The 18,927-nt window shown below is 45.6% G+C and carries 13 protein-coding genes; 10 read left to right on the top strand and 3 right to left on the bottom strand.

The window, feature by feature from the left end:
- Positions 1-3: 3 nt before the first annotated feature.
- Both MSG33_RS10920 and MSG33_RS10915 read right to left on the bottom strand, forming a co-directional pair.
- Complete coding sequence (locus MSG33_RS10920) at positions 4-984, bottom strand: DmsE family decaheme c-type cytochrome (RefSeq protein WP_015296565.1); 981 nt, start codon at positions 982-984, stop codon at positions 4-6.
- A 53-nt stretch (positions 985-1,037) separates the two neighbouring features.
- Positions 1,038-3,302 (bottom strand): OmcA/MtrC family decaheme c-type cytochrome, encoded by a 2,265-nt coding sequence (locus tag MSG33_RS10915; protein ID WP_248381028.1) that lies wholly within the window; start codon positions 3,300-3,302, stop codon positions 1,038-1,040.
- Positions 3,303-3,754: 452 nt separating this feature from the next.
- Here MSG33_RS10915 and MSG33_RS10910 point away from each other — a divergent pair, with 452 nt between their 5' ends.
- Together MSG33_RS10910 and MSG33_RS10905 are read left to right on the top strand one after the other, a co-directional pair.
- Positions 3,755-4,378 carry a c-type cytochrome gene (locus MSG33_RS10910; protein ID WP_248381025.1) on the top strand — a complete coding sequence of 208 codons (624 nt, stop codon included), beginning with the start codon at positions 3,755-3,757 and terminating at the stop codon, positions 4,376-4,378.
- Positions 4,379-4,400: 22 nt separating this feature from the next.
- Positions 4,401-4,985 (top strand): NapC/NirT family cytochrome c, encoded by a 585-nt coding sequence (locus MSG33_RS10905; protein ID WP_248381022.1) that lies wholly within the window; start codon positions 4,401-4,403, stop codon positions 4,983-4,985.
- On the opposite strand, the gene MSG33_RS10900 is transcribed toward MSG33_RS10905, so the two are convergent.
- Positions 4,942-6,420 carry a DUF2867 domain-containing protein gene (locus MSG33_RS10900; protein ID WP_248381020.1) on the bottom strand — a complete coding sequence of 493 codons (1,479 nt, stop codon included), beginning with the start codon at positions 6,418-6,420 and terminating at the stop codon, positions 4,942-4,944. The two genes, MSG33_RS10905 and MSG33_RS10900, sit on opposite strands and share 44 nt — an antisense overlap.
- A 95-nt stretch (positions 6,421-6,515) precedes the next feature.
- Between MSG33_RS10900 and MSG33_RS10895 the strand changes: the two genes are divergently transcribed.
- The 8 genes from MSG33_RS10895 to fabV all read left to right on the top strand — a co-directional run bounded on the left by MSG33_RS10895 (position 6,516) and on the right by fabV (position 18,881).
- On the top strand, positions 6,516-7,892 hold the full coding sequence (locus MSG33_RS10895; protein ID WP_005393232.1) for an MATE family efflux transporter: 1,377 nt from the start codon (positions 6,516-6,518) through the stop codon (positions 7,890-7,892).
- A gap of 187 nt (positions 7,893-8,079) precedes the next feature.
- Entirely contained in the window at positions 8,080-8,751 is a 672-nt protein-coding gene (locus tag MSG33_RS10890) for an ABC transporter ATP-binding protein (protein ID WP_005393230.1), read from the top strand.
- Entirely contained in the window at positions 8,732-11,185 is a 2,454-nt protein-coding gene (locus tag MSG33_RS10885) for an ABC transporter permease (protein WP_005393229.1), read from the top strand. The genes MSG33_RS10890 and MSG33_RS10885 overlap by 20 nt, the downstream gene beginning before the upstream one ends.
- A complete protein-coding gene (locus MSG33_RS10880; RefSeq protein WP_046874817.1) occupies positions 11,185-12,309 on the top strand; it encodes a lipocalin-like domain-containing protein in 1,125 nt (374 codons plus the stop codon). The genes MSG33_RS10885 and MSG33_RS10880 overlap by 1 nt, the downstream gene beginning before the upstream one ends.
- 329 nt (positions 12,310-12,638) lie before the next feature.
- Positions 12,639-13,790, top strand: a complete 1,152-nt coding sequence (gene nhaA / locus MSG33_RS10875; protein ID WP_006742626.1) for a Na+/H+ antiporter NhaA — start codon at positions 12,639-12,641, stop codon at positions 13,788-13,790.
- 724 nt (positions 13,791-14,514) lie between these two features.
- Positions 14,515-15,159, top strand: coding sequence for a TetR/AcrR family transcriptional regulator (locus MSG33_RS10870; RefSeq protein ID WP_005393225.1), 645 nt, complete (start codon positions 14,515-14,517; stop codon positions 15,157-15,159).
- Positions 15,160-15,221: 62 nt separating this feature from the next.
- A complete protein-coding gene (locus tag MSG33_RS10865) occupies positions 15,222-17,504 on the top strand; it encodes an acyl-CoA dehydrogenase (RefSeq protein WP_006742625.1) in 2,283 nt (760 codons plus the stop codon).
- Positions 17,505-17,678: 174 nt separating this feature from the next.
- A complete protein-coding gene (gene fabV, locus MSG33_RS10860) occupies positions 17,679-18,881 on the top strand; it encodes an enoyl-ACP reductase FabV (protein WP_006742624.1) in 1,203 nt (400 codons plus the stop codon).
- Positions 18,882-18,927: the final 46 nt, after the last annotated feature.

The following is an 18,927-nucleotide window of genomic DNA, read 5'->3' as shown; positions in this document are numbered from 1 at the left end:
CTCCTAATAACTTAATGTTTGACCACGTGGGTGGTTAGAGCCATGCACTTGATTGTGGCAGTTTAAACAACTTCCGCCGCGCACTCTCAAGTCGTTTTCAGGAATGGCTACGTTTGCATGTGGCACACGGTGACATTCCTGACATAGCATTGGCAGCCGTTTATTGAGCAGGGCTTTGTTCACTGAACCATGAGGTGTGTGGCAGGATGTGCAATCTTCAGTTACTGGCTCATGCTCCCATAAAAATGGGCCGCGTTTTTCCGCATGACACTCGTAACAAGCGTTATTGACGGTTGACCAGTTCAAGCTCGCTTCATTTAATGTCTGATGTGGATTGTGGCAGCTAGAACAAGTCATGACGCCGTCGATAATAGGATGACGACTGCGTTTGTGGATATCCGATTTGGTGCGGGAGTGACAATCGGTGCATTTGTCTGCTTGCATTTCGGCAACCATCATCGGATCGTCTTTTTGATGCAGTTGGTGACAGCTTGCACAAGACAGCCCTTCAAAAGCGTGCTCGCTACTATGCCAAGTCGAGCGTTTTGCATCTTGGTGGCAAGATAAACACACGCTGTTTTGCTTTTCGGCCGGAACAGGGGAGTTTGGCCCAAAAGTGATCATCGGTTCACGAACTTGTCCTTTTCGTGGATTGCGTTCGTGATTGTTCGCTGGGCCATGGCATGCTTCACACTGTTTATCATTCATTGGCCCATGCAGGTTTGCGGACTTGCCATGAATGTTGTCGAAAATACCCGTTGCAGGTTTATCTGATGTATCGTCATGGCAACGAAGGCAGCCATCTGGTCCGCGGCGTGAATATTTTCCCTCGGAAAACTTGGTGTCTAATATGGTTTCAATTTCTTCTTGAGTTAACGTCGCCGCTTCGGGCTCTGGCTTGGCGACATCTTCCGAACTGACGGTGAAGATGACGCCTAACCCAAGTATCCCAGCTACCAACCACCGCAGAAACATTGCTTTCATAGCTCTTCCTTTTCTTGTCCTTAATTGTCAAAGCATTGTGTTCAATGACGAATTCAACGGTAGTCGTATACCTTGTGAACCTTATCTACCCCTTGTGACTGACCAATGGCATGGCAAGTTGCACATTGCTCGGAGCCCATGGCTTGTGCTGCTGTGTCTGCTCCAAATACCGCGCCGTGATTCAGCATATGGTTCAGAGGCGCATCTCCTGCCACGGTATCCGGGTCAGCATTAGCTAAAGATGACTCTAGGTGACACGCGCCACAGGCGACTAATGCAGGACTAAAGTACTTACCACTTGCCAGAGAAGGGCGCGTATTTTGTTGGCTAGGTAAGTTGTATTGAGCATTGGTATGGCAGGCCTCACAGTTGTTGACTGCGCCAGGGAAAGGCGCTTCACCGCTATGAGCGGAGCCAAAGGCGTGGAATGAGTGCACGTGGTACTTTAGATCAGCTGCCATCCCAGGATAAAACGCAGAACGTTCAGAGTTATGGCAATTTTTACATTGTTGGAAGTCGGTGGCGGCATGTGGATGCTCACCAAGCTTATGGATAGTCAGCTCTTTGTGACAATCGTTACACGATGAAATGTCCGCGCCCACTGGCAGTTTGTGTTGCTTGTTGATACCAGACACATCAAACGAGCCGGATGCGTTATTGGCGGCAATGACGAAAGGCGATTTGATAAGATCGATGCCTTCAAACGTGACGCATTCGGCGAGATCGCCATCTCTACGGTTGGCGCAAAGTGGCATGTCGGCGATGTTAACCGTCAACGTAGAGTTGGAGATTGGCTTAATCGCAGCGTCAGTGAAGTCTTTATGACACAAGAATAGGCCTTCTCCTTGAGCCTCACAGCCGTCACCAAGTGCGCCATCATCGGCGACGTTGAGACTGTTGTTTGCGACCATCGGGCCTTGGCCGTTATCCCAGTTCAGCAACAAATTGAGGTGGCCATGTTCATTGATGAAAGGTGTCAGTTCGTCGATGGATCCAATACCTGTGCCCGCTTTCGACACTCTTAGTTCAACCTCAAACTGGTCATCAATAAATCGCGCGCTTTCAACGTTGATTTCAAGCGAATCACGCGCTTTTGCAAGATTCTCTAAACGCATTACGTGAACCGTTTTAGCACTTCGGCTTGCGTCTTGGCCGATGATTGGATCGCCATTGTCATCTCGGTCATAAGGTCGGTGACAGCCCGAGCAGGAGTTTTGTGGCTCGCCGTTTCTTATCCAAGCCGTACCGATTTGGTTATCATGCGCGCCTCTGTCTCGGTACAAGTGACAGGTCTCACAGGCTACTTGGCTTGGGTGTTCAAACCAATTGTTGGCGTCTGATGCTTTCGCGACATCGGTTGAATGGCAGGTTGTACAGTTGCGGGCATCTTGCGGGAAAGGGTTGCCTTCAATGACTAAACCATTGATGTCGGTAACGAGCACGTTATTCTCGTCGACAGGCTGTTTGTAAGTCTCGGTGTTATTTCTGTCGCTACCTAATTTGAAAACATTACCGTGGTATTGATGAACAATGGCAGCGAGAGGGCGTCTGGCTGGCGCAGCGCCAGGGTTACTGTCATTGTGGCAAGCGGTACAAACGGCAATGTTGTTATCAATTGAGCGATAGCCCGGTCCATGATGAAGCGGTTCGCCCATATGGCAGTTTTCGCAGGTGCCTTTTTCTATTACATTGCGAGAGACAACCGCATCTGAACTTTCTTGCGGCACCCATTCAAACACGTAGGTAAAACCGTTGCCTTGCTCGCCATACGCCATGACGATTCGGTGGAGTTTATCCGCATCCCAAGCGATAAAACCATTGTTGCTAGAAGAGTCGGCAGTATAAGGATCTGACACTTTCAAAACGTCAGGAATGGCAAACGTGTAGCGATACCCCTCGTCTGTTTTTACTAGTGTTCCATCCCAAACACTCTCCATGCTGGCACGGTTATTTGCGGTATTACTTGAGTGATGGAAACTCTTCCAATAAGTGTTGCCATGGCGCCCATTGAAGGCAAAGGCTGGATCGCTCGAGTTTTGTGTATCGACACGAGAAGGCATTGCTTTAAGAAGTGCGATGCGAAAATCTTTCGTTTCGTCTAGCTCATGAGGTCTGCCACTGCCGTCTTTGACGGTAAAATTGACCACCAGTTTGGTTTCTCCGGTTTCTTGAGTGACCAATGATGGCTTGGAAACACTTATCTCGAAATCACCAACTGCAGGTGGCGGTGTATTCTGATCGTTTTTGCTGTCTGGACCACATCCGGTGAGCAGTAAAATAAAAAATATTAATGTAGCGATCGACTTTAAACCGTTCATAGTCCCTCTCGATTCGTCCTAAAGTAAGTGGGAATGCATAGGAATGGTTGAATATTTCAATAAACGATTGATTGAAATATTAATTTTATATTCAAGCCAAAAGAAAAAAATCCATATTTACATCACTTGAATAAATCGAAATACATGGCTTGTAAGAGTATAGACGCAATATGAAATATTATTAAAATAAACCGCTATTTTTGTGTGTGAATTTTTGGGTTTAAATTATTGTCCCTTCAAATCAATTGTTTGGGTTGGTTTTTTCTGTGATTGAAGAGGTCGGTGCAGAAAAATTAAGGGTGTTGAACTACGCTACTTTAAATAGTTGACGGCTTAATATTTTTATCTTGGATATCGTTGGTTTTAAGTCGCGTTTATAAATTGATTTTCCTATCGTTTATTCGCTGTCTGGTTTTGATTAACAAAGATAATTACTACGGAGTCAGTCTAATATGCATCAACTAATTAAATTATCTCTAAAATTTTCCTCAGTGTTAGCCATCAGTTCTGCTTTGGTTTCCCACAGTTTAGCATCACCAAGTGAGCTAATTTCACAATACGAATGTGAAGCATGTCATGGGCCAGACGGTGTTAGTTCCGACACGAATATTCCTACCATCGCTGGGATTCCCGAATTCAATTTTTTTGACCAGATGCTACGTTACCTAGAAGGTAGGCCTGCAAATTCTGTTAGTCACGCTTACGGAGACACGAGCAAAAAAGGCGACATGGTGTCGATAGTTAAATCTTTATCTGAGGCGCAGATTGAAGAGTTAGCAAAACATTATGCTGGGCTCGAGTTTGTGCCAGCTAAGCAGTCTTTTGATCAAGCGTTAGCGATGAAAGGTAAGGCTATCCACGCGAAAAGTTGCGAGAACTGTCATTCGGATGGTGGCAGTAACGCTCTGGATGAAGCTTCGATTTTAGCTGGTCAGCAGAAGGGCTATCTCGCCACTACGTTGCAACAGTTTAAGCAAGGCAAACGCTCCGTTGATAAAAAAATGGATGAGGCGTTCAAAGGGCTTAGTGCCGATGATTTAAACGCGCTCGTAGAATACTATGCGAGTTATCGCTAGCGCTGCTTTGGGATGAACACCAATGAGTTTATGGCGTAAACCAAACAGAAAATGGATGCTCGGCATACCAATTGGTGGCTTATTGGCGTTTATCCTTGGTGGGGCGGCCCTCAGTGTTTTTCACTTTGGTATGGATTACACCAATCGCAACGAGTTTTGTTACAGTTGCCATATTGGGATGGATACGATAGTTGAGGAGTACCAAGCATCTCCACACTTCAAAAATGCTCAGGGTGTGGTTGCCGCTACGTGCAGTGATTGCCATGTCCCTAGGGAGTTTTTTGCTAAAATCGCATTGAAAATCGGCGCTACAGCCGACATCTATCACAAACTGACTGGAGAAATTACGTTAGAGAACTTCGAGGGGGAGCATCGTCCGAGGTTGGCTGCTGAAGTCACACAGCAGTTTATCGAGAATAAATCAAAGCAGTGTCGATATTGCCATTCCGTTGACAAGATGGATTTCGAAGCGCAAGGACGAACCGTTGCGCGTCGACATCAAATGATGGAAAGTCGAGAGCAATCGTGCATTGATTGCCATGCGGGGATTGCTCATCACCTGGCTATTTCTCTAGATTCTCCAGAGACTGTCCCACCTGAGGAGTAATACTGATACTTTCGGCTTCTTTCGCGATGGCTTTGACCATGCCTTTGAATATGAATAGATGGGCTGGCATCATGGCAAACCAGTAAAGCAGCCCGAGAAACCCCTGTGGGTGCCACCAAGCGGTGATCTCCAGTTCTCGTTCATCACCATGGTCTTTGATGGTAATTTCTAAACGTCCAAGCCCCGGGCCTTTCATCCCAAAAAACAGTGAGAGGAACTGATCTTCCTCGCAGCGAATCACTTTCCAAGAGTCAATATAATCGCCGACTTTGAGCTCCGGCCCCGGAGGAGAAACGCGAATCGGTTTCCCACCACCAAAAAAGATGTCGAGCCATTCACGTGTGCGCCACAAAATGTTGGCAAAGTAATAGCCTTTTTCACGACTCCCGATTTTTTGAGCCACTTTCCATAATGCCGCAGCGGAGGCTTGAGTTTTTATGCTCGCACCGGCTTGTTTAGGGTAGTAGCCATACCCCGGTTGCCATCGACGAAGTGCCGCTGGCTCAAAGCCCCAAACATTACTGCGCACAAACGTGCCTTCATCTTGGATGGTATCGGATACCGCTTGCTCGTAGCTGATCAGCGTTTGCGGAAATCGTGCTTCAATCGCTTTGGAATCGGCAATGTAGTCATGCTCTAACCCCGCGAGTAATGCTTTGCCGATGTTTGCTGGTACAGAGGTGACCAAGCCGAGCCAGTACGATGCCATTTTGGGGGTAAGCAACGGTGTCGACCACAGCCGATAAGGCTTGTTGGTGATTCGGCAAATGACTTTAAACTGCTCGCGGTAGCTGAGTGTATCTGGCCCACCAACTTCATAAATTTGGCTTTCTTCTGGGGGTGATGCTTCGGCCAACTGCAATAAATAGTGATTGAGGTTGGGTAGGGCAATAGGGTTGGCTTTTGAGTCGACCCATTTAGGCGCGATCAAAATAGGTAAGTTGTAGACAAAATCTCGCATGATCTCGAAAGCCGCGGAGCCGGGGCCAATGATGACGCCAGCACGCAATTCAGTTACTGGAACGCCAGACTGTCGGATAATTTTGCCCGTTGCTTTGCGAGCCGCTAAATGGCGCGAGTTTCCGGTTTGCGGTTGGATGGCACTTAAATAAATGACATGTTTGACACGGCTTTGCTCCAATGCGTATTTAAAGTTCAAAGCAAGGTTTAGTTCGTATTCAACAAAGTCATCGCCTTGTGCCATTCCGTGTACTAGGAAAAATACCAAGTCAAAATCGTTCACCACAGCGAGCGTGGCTTCTGCGTCGGCTAGGTCTAGATACCGCAACGTTAAATTAGGATGGGGCCGAGTCCTTGACTCCAAATAATCGATATGTCGCGCCGCAGCCGTGACGGCGTAACCTTTGTCTAAAAGTAACGGAAGAAGTTGAGAACCAATGTAACCCGAGGCGCCTAGCACCAACACCTTTTTCATTATCTGTCCTTTTAATCGTTGGTGGAATAAACACCACAGAGTATAATCATGAGACACTTTTCCCATTCTATCAATAAGTTGTCGTTGGAGCGCTTGTGACTTTTCTCTCTCAACTCTCAATACATGCAGATAAAGCATTCTTACGTCGCTTATTCGCGATCGCGCTACCAATTACACTGCAAAGCATGATGTTTTCTAGCCGAAGCCTCGTTGATGTGCTTATGCTCGGCCAACTTGGTGAAGCTGAAATAGCCGCTGTTGGGGTAGCGGCGCGCGCGACGTTTGTTACTACCATCATGTTAGTTGGGGTGACGACGGGTGGTGCATTACTGACCGCACAATATTGGGGGGCAGGCGATAAAGTCGGGGTACGTCGCAGTACCGCTTTAACATGGATGATAGCCATGGTGTTTGCCGCCATTGCCGTTGCTTTGTTTGTTATTTTCCCACAGCCAGTTATGAAACTGACTACAGACTCACAAGAAGTGATTGAGTTAGGAGCCAGCTATCTAATTATTTCATCCGTTAGCATGTTTGCTGTTGCGTGTGTCGCTAGTATGTCGGTGGGCTTGAGAGCGATGCACCAACCGGGGCTGAGCACATTTTTTAGTGGCATAGGCATTCTGTCTAATGTTTTCCTCAACTGGGTGTTAATTTTTGGTCACTTAGGTTTTCCTGCTTTAGGGATTACAGGGGCAGCCATTGCAACGGTTATCAGTGGCGCTATCGAAGTCGGTTGTCTATTTGGCTATTTATGGCTGAAGAAACACATAATTGCATTTGGTTGGGATGATATACGCGCAGGTTTGGTTTTAGACAAAATAACGCGTTTCTTGAGCCTTTCCTTACCGACCACATTTAACTTTTTGGCATGGGCTGGTGGATTGTTCGCTTACCATGCCATCATGGGGCAAGCGGGTGTGCAAGGTTTGGCAGCGTTGTCGGTGATGACGCCCGTTGAGTCAATCGCTCTCGCTATGATGATTGGCCTATCGAATGCAGCTGCGGTTTTAGTGGGTAACCAACTCGGCGCGAAAAACTTTGAACCTGTGTATTACCAAGCTTGGGCTACGGTCATTTTGAATGTGTTTATCGCATTTGTGGTCGCTGTTGTATTGATAGTGTCCAATCAATGGATCCTTAATGCGTTTAGTGCACTGACAGCGGATACTCGCCAGTTAGCTGAACAGTTTATGGTGATTCTTGCTTTAGGTGTCGTACTACGCTCGGTGCCGATGATGGTCATTGTTGGGGTATTACGTGCAGGTGGTGACGTTAAGTTTTGTTTGTATCAAGACATTCTTGCGCAGTGGGTGATCGGGATTCCACTCGCGGCATTTGCAGCGATTCAGCTCGGTTGGGACCCACAATGGGTTTACTTACTCTTTTTGACCGAGGAAGTTGTGAAGTGGACGATTTGTCTGCCAAGAATGGTGAGCCGAAAATGGATGAAAAACCTTATCGGTCAATAGAGGTAAACAGAGCTTTCTGCAGCTGCAAAAATCTGCTCAATACGTCAACAAAATTAGGAACAGAAAGTGAATCGAGTTGCATTTGTACTCTCATAGTGTGATCAAGCATTCAAAATACTTTCTACTAACAGGATTTTAGTGTAGATTCTGATCCCAATTTTTAAATACCATCCGAGCGGCATAATCAATGTTAAAACTGTCAGACCTATGTAAAGGCTATGTAGATGGGGGAGAATTTCACCCTGTATTACAAGGGGCAGAATTAACATTACAGCAAGGTGACCAAGTCGCTCTGATGGGAGAAAGTGGTTCGGGTAAAAGTACTTTGCTGAACTTAATTGCCGGACTGGATACTGCAGACTCTGGTGAAGTTCAGTTTCCAAATTTTGCCATGCATGATGCGCCAGAGCATTTGAGAACCCTTTATCGCCGCAACAATATTGGTAATATCTTCCAACAGTTCAACCTGCTTCCTACGCTCAATATTGCCGACAATATTCGTTTTTGTCGTCAGTTAAAAGGTTTGCCAGAAGATAAAGAGTTGTGGCGTCAAATTCTTTCTGCTCTGGATTTAATGCCTCTGCTAGGCCGTTACCCGGAAGAAGCATCTGGTGGTCAGCAACAACGTGCTGCTATTGCTCGCGCACTCTATATGGAACCTAAAATCCTACTCGCTGATGAGCCAACTGGTAGCCTAGACGAGCGAAACGCAGAAGCGGTAATGCGCTTATTGACGAGTCTCGCTCGCCAGCTGGAGTGTACTTTGCTGTTAGTGACGCACAGTGAAAAAGTGGCGGCCCATATGGAAGGTAAGATTCGACTTCAAGGAGGGCAACTGCATGTTATGGCCCGTAGTTAAGGCACTACTCGGTCATTACCGTCGTTACCCACTACAAATTATTCTTGTCTGGCTAGGGTTAACCTTAGGCGTGTCCCTTCTTGTTGGTGTTACTTCTATCAATCAGCATGCAAAACAAAGTTATGCGACAGGAGAAAAGCTTTTCTCCAATCCTTTGCCATACCGAATCCGAACTAAACACTCTGCCAATAAAATCCCTCAAGGTTTCTATATCCAGTTGCGTCGAGCTGGGTTTAACCAATGTGCGCCGTTTGACGTGCTGCATCTAGATGCTAAAACCGATATGAGCTTGATGCTGGTGGGGATTGACCCTGTCGCGATGATTCCATTGCAGCAAGGCAAATCTTTGGGTGAGATGCCCGTTCTATCATTAATGAAACCTCCTTATCCCATTCTAGTCAGTCAAGATTTGGCCGCTTACATGAGTTGGCAGGATGGGGACTTTATTGAGATGAATGACGGAAGTCGTCTCGGACCGATTCAAGTCGATAAAAACAAAATGCTCTCTGGGACTCGGCTGGTTACCGACATCTCATTACTGCGTATGCTCAAGCGGAGCTCAGGTTTATCTGCGATTTCTTGTGGTGAAATGCCAGAGGAAAAGCTAATAGCGCTGAAAAATATGCTTCCCAATGGCATGACGCTCGTTAGGAATACGCGTACGGAGCTTGAGTCGTTAACTAATGCATTCCACATGAATCTCACTGCGATGGGGATGCTGTCATTTTTGGTCGGGTTGTTTATTTTTTATCAAGCGATGTCTTTGTCATTTATTCAGCGACAACGTTTGGTGGGTATTTTGAGACAGACGGGGGTCAACGGAACGCAGTTGGCTCAAGCATTGTTGTTAGAGTTGTCGTTGCTCGTCTTTATTGCGTGGGCGTGTGGTAACTTTTTTGGTTTGATCTTGGCAAATGAGCTGATCCCTGCAGTCTCATCGAGCCTGAGCGATTTGTACGATGCCAACGTAGGCTTAACAATAGGATGGTCTTGGCAGTCCAGCTTATATAGTCTGATCATGGCAGCGATGGGCGCATTAATATCGTGTTTGTGGCCATTGATTCGTTTGTTGAAGTCACAGCCAATTCGTCTATCTTCTCGACTGTCATTAATGCGATTTGCAGGGCGTGAGTTCTCTTGGCAGGCTCTTGCTGCGTGTGCGTTTTGTGTCGCGGCAATCGCAGTGTATCAAGCACCGAAAACACAAGAAACTGGCTTTGCCATTATTGCGCTGATGTTGGTTAGTGTGGCCTTGTTCATGCCATTTATTATGTGGCATATGTTCCAGAGCTTTTCTTACACCATGCGTTGGGTACGTGTACGTTGGTTTTTTGCCGATGCGGCTGCGAGCATGAGTTATCGCGGTGTGGCAACAATGGCGTTTATGTTGGCACTGGCGGCAAATATCGGCGTAGAAACGATGGTAGGCAGTTTTAGGGATACAACCGATAAATGGCTCAGCCAGCGATTAGCAGCGGATATTTATATCTATCCGACAAATAACTCAGCAGCTCGGATGAGTGCGTGGCTGCAAAACCAACCAGAAGTCAACTCGGTTTGGTGGCGTTGGGAAAAAGATATGCCAACCGAACATGGTGCTTTGCAAGTGGTGAGTACAGGCTCTTCTGAAGGTGAGCTAGATGCACTGACGGTAAAACTAGGTGTCCCGAATTACTGGTATCAACTGCACGCGACCAAGAGCTTGATGGTGAGTGAATCGATGGCCTTGAAGTTGGATATTCGCCCAGGAGACTTCATTAACTTGCAGGAACCACTAGGTGGAGACTGGCAAGTCGTTGGTGTTTATTACGATTATGGAAACCCGTATAACCAGGTGATGATGTCGCACCGGAATTGGCTGTATGCATTTGCAGGGACGGGCAATGTTGGCCTTGGTGTGGTGTTAAAAGATAGCGTTAATGGGGAGGGGCTGAAAAATCGCTTAGAAAATGTATTCCGCCTCCCGCAAGACCGTGTGTTTGATAATGGTAATATTTATAGTCAGGCAATGAGGGTATTTGATCATACCTTCGCTATTGCAGGAACCTTGGGCAACATCACACTGATTATTGCTGTGTTTGGTTTATTCTTCGCGACATTGGCGGGCGAGTTGTCGCGGCAGCGGCACTTCTCTTTGCTGAGATGTATGGGTGTATCAGGAAAGGAACTTGTCGCATTGGGTGGTTTGCAGTTGTTTGTCTTCGGGGCCATTTCCGCGATTATTGCGGTGCCACTTGGTCTGGCACTTGCACACTTGATCGTTGATATTATCATTAAGCAATCATTCGGCTGGTCTCTGGAACTTCAAACGATCCCTTGGGAATACGCTCAAACTATTGCTTGGGCGATGCTTGCCATCATGATTGCTGGCGCATTGCCAGTTATTAGAATGATTAAGAGTACGCCAATGAAGTCATTAAGGGACGCGTTGTAATGAAAAAAGTGGGCTCTAAAAAACGCTTGTTAGTTTCAACGATCATTGTTATTACGTTTGCCTTTTTGACCGGGGCTGCTTTTTACTCAACTTTTTGGTTGGAAGCGACAGCAACACAAGAAAGCGAGCTTAATTCTATTCTAACGCGTGAAAATCAAACGATTTTCGAACCTGTATTACCTGACGAGCATGTCTCTTTACCGTCAGACTTTCGCTTTCATCCCGAGTACCAACATGAATGGTGGCACTACTTTGCGAAACTGAAAGATGAACAAGGGAAAATATACAATGTTCAATGGAGTTACTTCAGGGTCGCGACGGACGAGCGAGAAACCAGCGGATGGCAAAACCCTCAACTGTACATTTCACATGTTGTCGTTAGCCATGGTTCGCACGTCTGGAAAGAGCAACGTGTAGCGAGAGGCGGGATAGGCCAAGCTGGCATGACTAATCGTCCTTTCAGGTTATGGATTGATAATTGGACGTGGCGTTCACTTGGTGCAACGCCTTTCCCTGGTAACTTGAATGTGACTACCGATACGTTTGGTTTAGATCTCAATACTATGACAAATGGCCCCTTTGTCGTGAATGGAGACAAAGGTTTTCAGGTGAAACACGCGTTGCAATCTGTTGCCTCTTTCAGTTTTAGTGCGCCATTTTTAAAGGTGAAAGGGAGTTTGAACATTAATGGCAAACGCTTCTCTGTTGCTGGCTCTGCTTGGGCTCAGAAAGAGTGGGGCAGTGGCTTAATTGGTGAAGGGCAACAGGGTTGGGATTGGTTTGTATTCAATTTAGATGATGGTCGAGCACTGACAGTTAGCCGCTATCGCCACCATGGACAAACACCGCATGTATTTGGCACCTTGTCCACACGCTCAGGTAAAGTCATTAATCTCTCAGATGATGATATCAGTATTAAACCAATGCAAGTGACCAGTTTATCAAATGGAAGAAGGCTGCCTTTGCAGTGGATTATTAATATTCCAAAGCATCAAATTAACTTGACCACTCGTATTATCAAATCAGATATGTGGCTTCCGTTTGTTATACCGTATTGGGAAGGTCCTACCTTAGCTTCTGGCTCCAACGAGGCTTGGGGCTTTATGCAGCTCACTGGTTATTAAATTCTGATAAAAACCACCCTAATGGGTGGTTTTTTAGTGGATGAAACTTCCTGAATTTTTCTCAAAAGTATGGGGTTATCATGACAGTACATGCCATGTTATGCTGATTTTCTCATAATCTTGATAAACATTTGGCGCGATAACAACAAGTACGCGCTGTGATCAAAATTGAGTGTTATGTTGGAAAATACGATGTATAGTAAACTTCATATCGGAAAAATCGAAGTTTATACTCTGAAGAAGCGATTATTCTAAAGTTTTCGACCGCTATACACTCTTATCATTCTTTGTTAATCGTTTATTAAGATAATAAATATAAGGACGAAACCATGAACGATGTCATTCGTGACTTTTTCAAAATGGAATCAGCTGGTGGTATTCTTCTCGTGATTGCCGCGGCAATTGCGATGACCATTGCTAACTCACCGCTGGGCGAAACTTATCAATCTGTACTGCATACTTATGTATTTGGTATGTCAGTTTCTCACTGGATTAATGACGGCCTAATGGCTGTTTTCTTCTTACTCATTGGCCTTGAAGTTAAGCGAGAGCTACTTGAAGGTGCGTTAAAATCAAAAGAAACCGCAATTTTCCCTGCGATTGCAGCGGTTGGCGGTATGTTAGCTCCTGCTCTTATTTACGTAGCCTTTAATGCCAACGATCCTGAGGCGATTTCTGGTTGGGCAATTCCAGCGGCGACAGATATCGCTTTCGCTTTAGGTATCATGGCGTTATTAGGTAAGCGTGTACCAGTAAGCCTAAAAGTGTTCTTGCTAGCGCTTGCTATCATCGATGATTTGGGTGTGGTTGTTATTATCGCGCTATTTTACACCGGTGACCTGTCGACCATGGCGTTGCTTGTTGGCTTCATCATGACAGGTGTCCTATTCATGTTGAATGCGAAGGAAGTAACAAAACTTACGCCATACATGATCGTCGGTGCGATCTTATGGTTCGCGGTGCTTAAATCTGGTGTTCACGCAACATTGGCAGGTGTAGTGATTGGTTTTGCTATCCCACTAAAGGGAAAGCAGGGCGAACATTCTCCACTTAAACATATGGAGCACGCGCTTCACCCATACGTGGCATTTGGTATTCTGCCTCTATTCGCATTTGCCAATGCGGGGATTTCGTTAGAAGGCGTATCTATGTCAGGTCTGACTTCAATGCTGCCACTCGGTATTGCTTTGGGTCTACTGGTTGGTAAGCCTCTAGGTATCTTTACCTTTAGCTGGGCAGCGGTAAAAATGGGCGTTGCTAAGTTACCTGAAGGCGTTAACTTCAAGCATATCTTTGCGGTATCTGTGTTGTGTGGTATTGGCTTTACAATGTCTATCTTCATTTCCTCTTTAGCGTTCGGAAATGTAAGTCCTGAATTTGATACCTATGCTCGACTCGGTATCTTAATGGGTTCGACGACAGCAGCATTACTTGGCTATGCCTTACTGCACTTTTCTTTGCCTAAGAAAGCGCAAGCGTAAGATAAAAATGCGCTATTTTGTAAAGCCTCCCAATCGGGAGGCTTTTTTATACCCATAGTTCAGTACATCAGCGACTTAATAGCGACACTTTCGTATTGAGCGGATGTCTAGACCATGGAGATGAACGGAATCATCGAAAAAGGTAGGTTGGTAGATCTGCGGGCGAAAAAAAGCCCAGCCGAAAATTTGACTGGGCGGATACAAACATAGGAGTTAATAAGAAAAAAGCAGCAACGTAACAATTAGATGGAAACAAGTTTGACGGCCAGTGAAACTTAAAATGCCCTAGTTGTTACATTTATTCAGACCGAGCCTTTTCCAAACAGTTCCATTTTTTTTCAAAAAAATTCGATTTAATTCTTTCTGCCCGCTTGTATCGTAAAGAAGTAAGAGAAGAGACGAACAGCGTAACCAACTTAATGGCGGTTTGAAACTCGATAGCCCTCTTTTCTATAGTAGCTATAAACTTAAATTGCATTTCAAACCCGCACCTCCTGCTCCGACCGCCCAACGACATTGCTAGCGTTTCAAATACGATGGTTTGCGAAACTTGGTCATTTTCTTCAGGCGAGCATCATTTGCTTATTAGACTTAAATTCAAAAGATTAGATCACACCTTCTAAGTTCTGGTCAGACCAATTGGCGAAAGTGTGATGTTAATCATTTGTTAATCTAAAGTTTCAGGAGTATATTTTCAAACAGTTGTTTAATACGAGTGATTAAAATGGCCCCGAGAACATCAACAAAAGAAAAAATACTCGATGTCGCAGAAGGACTCTTTGCTGAACATGGTTTTAATGATACTTCGCTAAGAACGATAACAGGTAAAGCGAACGTCAACTTAGCATCGGTAAATTATCACTTTGGCGATAAAAAAACGCTAGTTAGAGCGGTTTTAGATAGATACCTAGAAGCGCTCATGCCGAGCATTAAAACCTCACTAATTGAGTTAAATACGCGTGATAGCTACGACATGGACGACGTCTTTGAGTCATTGCGTTTACCTTTGCGTACATTAAATGATGTGCGCCCCAATGGTACTGCATTATTCATGTTGTTAATTGGCCGTGGTTACACAGACGTACAAGGTCATCTGCGTTGGTTCATCACCACTCGATATGAAGAGGTACTTAACCTCTTCACCTTCTCGATAATGAAGGCAAACCCGGAACTATGTGAGGAGCAGCTGTTTTGGCGACTGCACTTCACGCTAGGTACCTGCGTATTTACGATGGCTTCAAGCCAGGCTCTTTCGGAGCTTGCTGAAAGTAAATTTGAAAAGGAAGTGGATGTGAAATCTGTCGTCGACTTGCTGATTCCTTATTTGTCAGCAGGAATGTCAGCGAAGCAGTTGGCACAAGACAAATAAGAAAGTTAAACCAATAATAAAATTATGCCCAGAGCGGTTACGTGAACAAAAGGATCTGAACTATGAGCTCTCTACGAAGAAAATGGATTAGTGACCCAGCTTTTAAAGTGTTCAAAAAAGTATTGCCACCTCTCTCTAGTACTGAGAAAGAGGCGATGGAAGCGGGTAGTGTGTGGTGGGATGCCGAACTATTTTCAGGCAAGCCAAACTTCACAACATTGCATCATTATCCAACGCCTACACTGACAGCAGAAGAGCAGTCATTTATGGATAATGAGCTTGAAACCCTGCTAGAAATGCTTGATGACCAGAAAATTGTCAAAGAAGATAGGGATTTACCGCCTGAAGTATGGGAGTACTTACGTAAAGAGCGATTTTTCTCACTGATCATTTCAAAAGCGTATGGTGGTCGTGAATTTTCCGCTTTAGCGAACTCAACCATTGTTTCTCGTATTGCGACTCGTAGCATCAGCACCGCTGTATCGGTAATGGTACCGAACTCTCTTGGTCCAGGTGAGCTTTTATCGCACTATGGCACGCAAGAGCAAAAAGATTACTGGTTGCCTCGTTTAGCTGATGGTACCGACATTCCTTGTTTTGCATTAACAGGGCCCGAAGCGGGATCTGACGCCGGTGGTATACCAGATCAGGGCGTAGTTTGTTATGGCACTCACGAAGGCAAAGAAGTGCTTGGCGTGCGAGTTAGCTGGAATAAACGCTACATCACACTTGCGCCAGTGGCGACTGTACTCGGATTAGCATTTAAGCTACAGGATCCAGAAGGGCTACTTGGTGATAAGAAAGAGGTTGGAATCACATGTGCGCTGATCCCCGCTGACCATGAAGGTGTCGAGATAGGCGAGCGCCATGATCCTCTGGGTTCTGCATTCATGAATGGTCCGACTCGTGGTGAAGATGTCTTCATTCCTATGGACTGGTTGATCGGTGGCGCTGATTACGCAGGTAAAGGTTGGCGTATGCTGGTTGAGTGTCTTTCTGCTGGTCGTGGTATCTCTCTCCCAGCGCTTGGCACAGCGATTGGCCACCTTACTACACGTACAACCGGTGCTTATGCTTACGTACGTAAACAGTTTGGTATGTCGATCGGTAAGTTTGAGGGTGTTGCAGAAGCAATGGGGCGCATTGGTGGCCTTACTTATCTACTAGAAGCAACACGTACGCTGACGACGACTTCTCTCGATATGAAAGAAAAACCTGGGATTGTAACCGCGATTGCCAAGTACCACATGACGGAAATCGCGCGTACTATTCTAAATGATTCGTTTGATATCCATGCGGGTCGTGCGATTCAAGATGGCCCAATGAACTATCTTGCTAAACATTATCTCGGTATTCCAGTTGCTATCACTGTTGAAGGCGCGAATATTCTGACTCGTAACCTGATGATTTTTGGTCAAGGTGCGACTCGTTGTCACCCATATGTACTAAAAGAAATGGAAGCTGCTGCGAATCCAGATTCTGAACAAGGGGCGAAAGAATTTGACAACTTGCTCTTTAAACACATCAAACATGCGGTAGGCAATACATTTGGTGCATTTGGCGCGGCGCTAACTGGTTCTCGGTTTGTAAAAGCGCACATGAGTGGCCCAACACAGCAGTACTATAAAGAAATCACAAGATTAAGCCGAGCGCTTGCCGTTAGTGCTGACTTCGCGATGTTAACACTAGGCGGTGATTTGAAGCGTAAAGAAATGATTTCCGCACGTCTGGGTGATGGCTTAAGCTATCTATATATGGCGTCTGCCGCACTGAAGAAGTATGAAGATGAAGGACGTCAACAAGGCGATCTAGATTTTGTCCACTACGCCGTTCAACACTGCTTGTATAACGCATCTAAGTCATTAAATGAGGCTTATACCAACTTCCCTGTGAAATACGTTGGCGGTGTGCTTAAAGGGTTATTGTTCCCACTTGGTAATCATTTTAATAAGCCAAGCGATGAACTGTGTGTGAATCTGGCGGAAGCGATGATGACGCCAGGAGCACAACGTGATCGACTCACGCATCTTTGCTACATCGGAAAATCCGACGACGACAGCGTAGGCTTAATGGAGAATGCCTTCCTCGCAATGTACGAAATCAAACCATTAGAGCGTAAGCTTATGAAGGCGGCGAAGGATGGGAAAGTGGCTCGTAAAGGTCTTTTACACGACCGTTTGCAGCAAGCATTTGAAGCTGGCGTGTTAACTGAGCAAGAAATTGACCAAATCATGGCGGCAGACAAATTGCGTTACAAGGCGATTCAAGTTGACCACTTTAGTCATGACTTTTCTGAAGTACGAACCGATTGCCCAAAAAAGTCGCATTTGAACCCGGCGGCATAGTAAACCGTTAATACTAAGAAAAGCACCTCAATGAGGTGCTTTTTTGTGTTCTTGCAGAGTGGATGTTGGGATAGTGCTCCAACCACTTGCCTTTTCAGAGCATTTTTACAGAAATTAGATGCGAAATCCCGACGAAACTTTTATCCTAACAAGGTTTTTTAAAGGAAGTTGAATATGATCATCAAACCTAGAATTCGTGGATTTATCTGTACTACAACGCACCCTGTTGGTTGTGAAGCTAACGTAAAAGAACAAATTGCGTACACTAAAGCGCAAGGCCCAATCAAAAACGCACCTAAGCGCGTTCTTGTTGTCGGTGCATCAAGTGGCTACGGTCTATCTTCTCGTATCGCTGCGGCATTTGGTGGCGGTGCATCAACTATCGGTGTTTTCTTCGAAAAAGAAGGCACTGAGAAGAAACCAGGTACGGCAGGTTTCTACAATGCAGCTGCTTTTGAAAAGCTAGCGCGTGAAGAAGGCCTGTACGCAAAAAGCCTAAACGGCGACGCTTTCTCAAATGAAGCGAAACAGAAAACTATCGAACTGATCAAAGAAGATTTAGGTCAGATCGATATGGTGGTTTACTCACTGGCTTCCCCAGTACGTAAAATGCCAGAAACTGGCGAGCTAGTTCGTTCAGCGCTTAAGCCTATCGGTGAAACTTACACATCAACTGCTGTTGATACCAACAAAGATGTGATCATCGAAGCAAGTGTTGAGCCTGCAACAGAAGAAGAAATCAAAGACACAGTAACCGTTATGGGCGGTGAAGACTGGGAACTTTGGATCAATGCACTGTCTGATGCTGGTGTTCTTGCTGAAGGCTGTAAGACAGTCGCGTACAGCTACATTGGTACTGAGCTAACTTGGCCAATCTACTGGGATGGCGCACTAGGTAAAGCGAAAATGGACCTAGATCGTGCGGCGAAAGCGCTAAACGACAAGTTAGCAGCGACAGGCGGCAGTGCAAATGTTGCTGTACTTAAATCTGTTGTAACTCAGGCAAGTTCCGCAATTCCTGTTATGCCACTGTACATTGCAATGGTATTCAAGAAAATGCGCGAAGAAGGCGTACACGAAGGCTGTATGGAACAAATCTACCGTATGTTCAGCCAACGTCTGTACAAAGAAGATGGTAGCGCAGCAGAAGTGGATGAGATGAACCGTCTACGTCTGGATGACTGGGAACTTCGTGACGACATTCAGCAGCACTGTCGTGAGCTATGGCCTCAAATTACGACTGAGAACCTAAAAGAACTGACTGACTACGTAGAGTACAAAGAAGAGTTCTTGAAACTATTTGGTTTCGGTGTTGAAGGCGTAGATTACGAAGCGGATGTAAATCCAGCAGTTGAAGCTGATTTTATCCAAATCTAATCGAATGACTGATTAGACAACCGATATACAAAAGGCGCTCATTGAG

Source organism: Vibrio sp. 1CM7H, from assembly GCF_023161645.1.
Taxonomy (GTDB): domain Bacteria; phylum Pseudomonadota; class Gammaproteobacteria; order Enterobacterales; family Vibrionaceae; genus Vibrio; species Vibrio diabolicus.
This window is presented reverse-complemented; position numbering and strand designations above follow the sequence as displayed.

Excerpts from the sequence above, each read along its gene's own strand:
- MSG33_RS10920 (WP_015296565.1), bottom strand. The coding sequence starts at position 984 with ATGAAAGCAATGTTTCTGCGGTGGTTGGTAGCTGGGATACTTGGGTTA.
- MSG33_RS10915 (WP_248381028.1), bottom strand. The coding sequence starts at position 3,302 with ATGAACGGTTTAAAGTCGATCGCTACATTAATATTTTTTATTTTACTG.
- MSG33_RS10910 (WP_248381025.1), top strand. The coding sequence starts at position 3,755 with ATGCATCAACTAATTAAATTATCTCTAAAATTTTCCTCAGTGTTAGCC.
- MSG33_RS10905 (WP_248381022.1), top strand. The coding sequence starts at position 4,401 with ATGAGTTTATGGCGTAAACCAAACAGAAAATGGATGCTCGGCATACCA.
- MSG33_RS10900 (WP_248381020.1), bottom strand. The coding sequence starts at position 6,420 with ATGAAAAAGGTGTTGGTGCTAGGCGCCTCGGGTTACATTGGTTCTCAA.
- MSG33_RS10890 (WP_005393230.1), top strand. The coding sequence starts at position 8,080 with ATGTTAAAACTGTCAGACCTATGTAAAGGCTATGTAGATGGGGGAGAA.
- MSG33_RS10885 (WP_005393229.1), top strand. The coding sequence starts at position 8,732 with ATGTTATGGCCCGTAGTTAAGGCACTACTCGGTCATTACCGTCGTTAC.
- MSG33_RS10880 (WP_046874817.1), top strand. The coding sequence starts at position 11,185 with ATGAAAAAAGTGGGCTCTAAAAAACGCTTGTTAGTTTCAACGATCATT.
- nhaA (WP_006742626.1), top strand. The coding sequence starts at position 12,639 with ATGAACGATGTCATTCGTGACTTTTTCAAAATGGAATCAGCTGGTGGT.
- MSG33_RS10870 (WP_005393225.1), top strand. The coding sequence starts at position 14,515 with ATGGCCCCGAGAACATCAACAAAAGAAAAAATACTCGATGTCGCAGAA.
- MSG33_RS10865 (WP_006742625.1), top strand. The coding sequence starts at position 15,222 with ATGAGCTCTCTACGAAGAAAATGGATTAGTGACCCAGCTTTTAAAGTG.
- fabV (WP_006742624.1), top strand. The coding sequence starts at position 17,679 with ATGATCATCAAACCTAGAATTCGTGGATTTATCTGTACTACAACGCAC.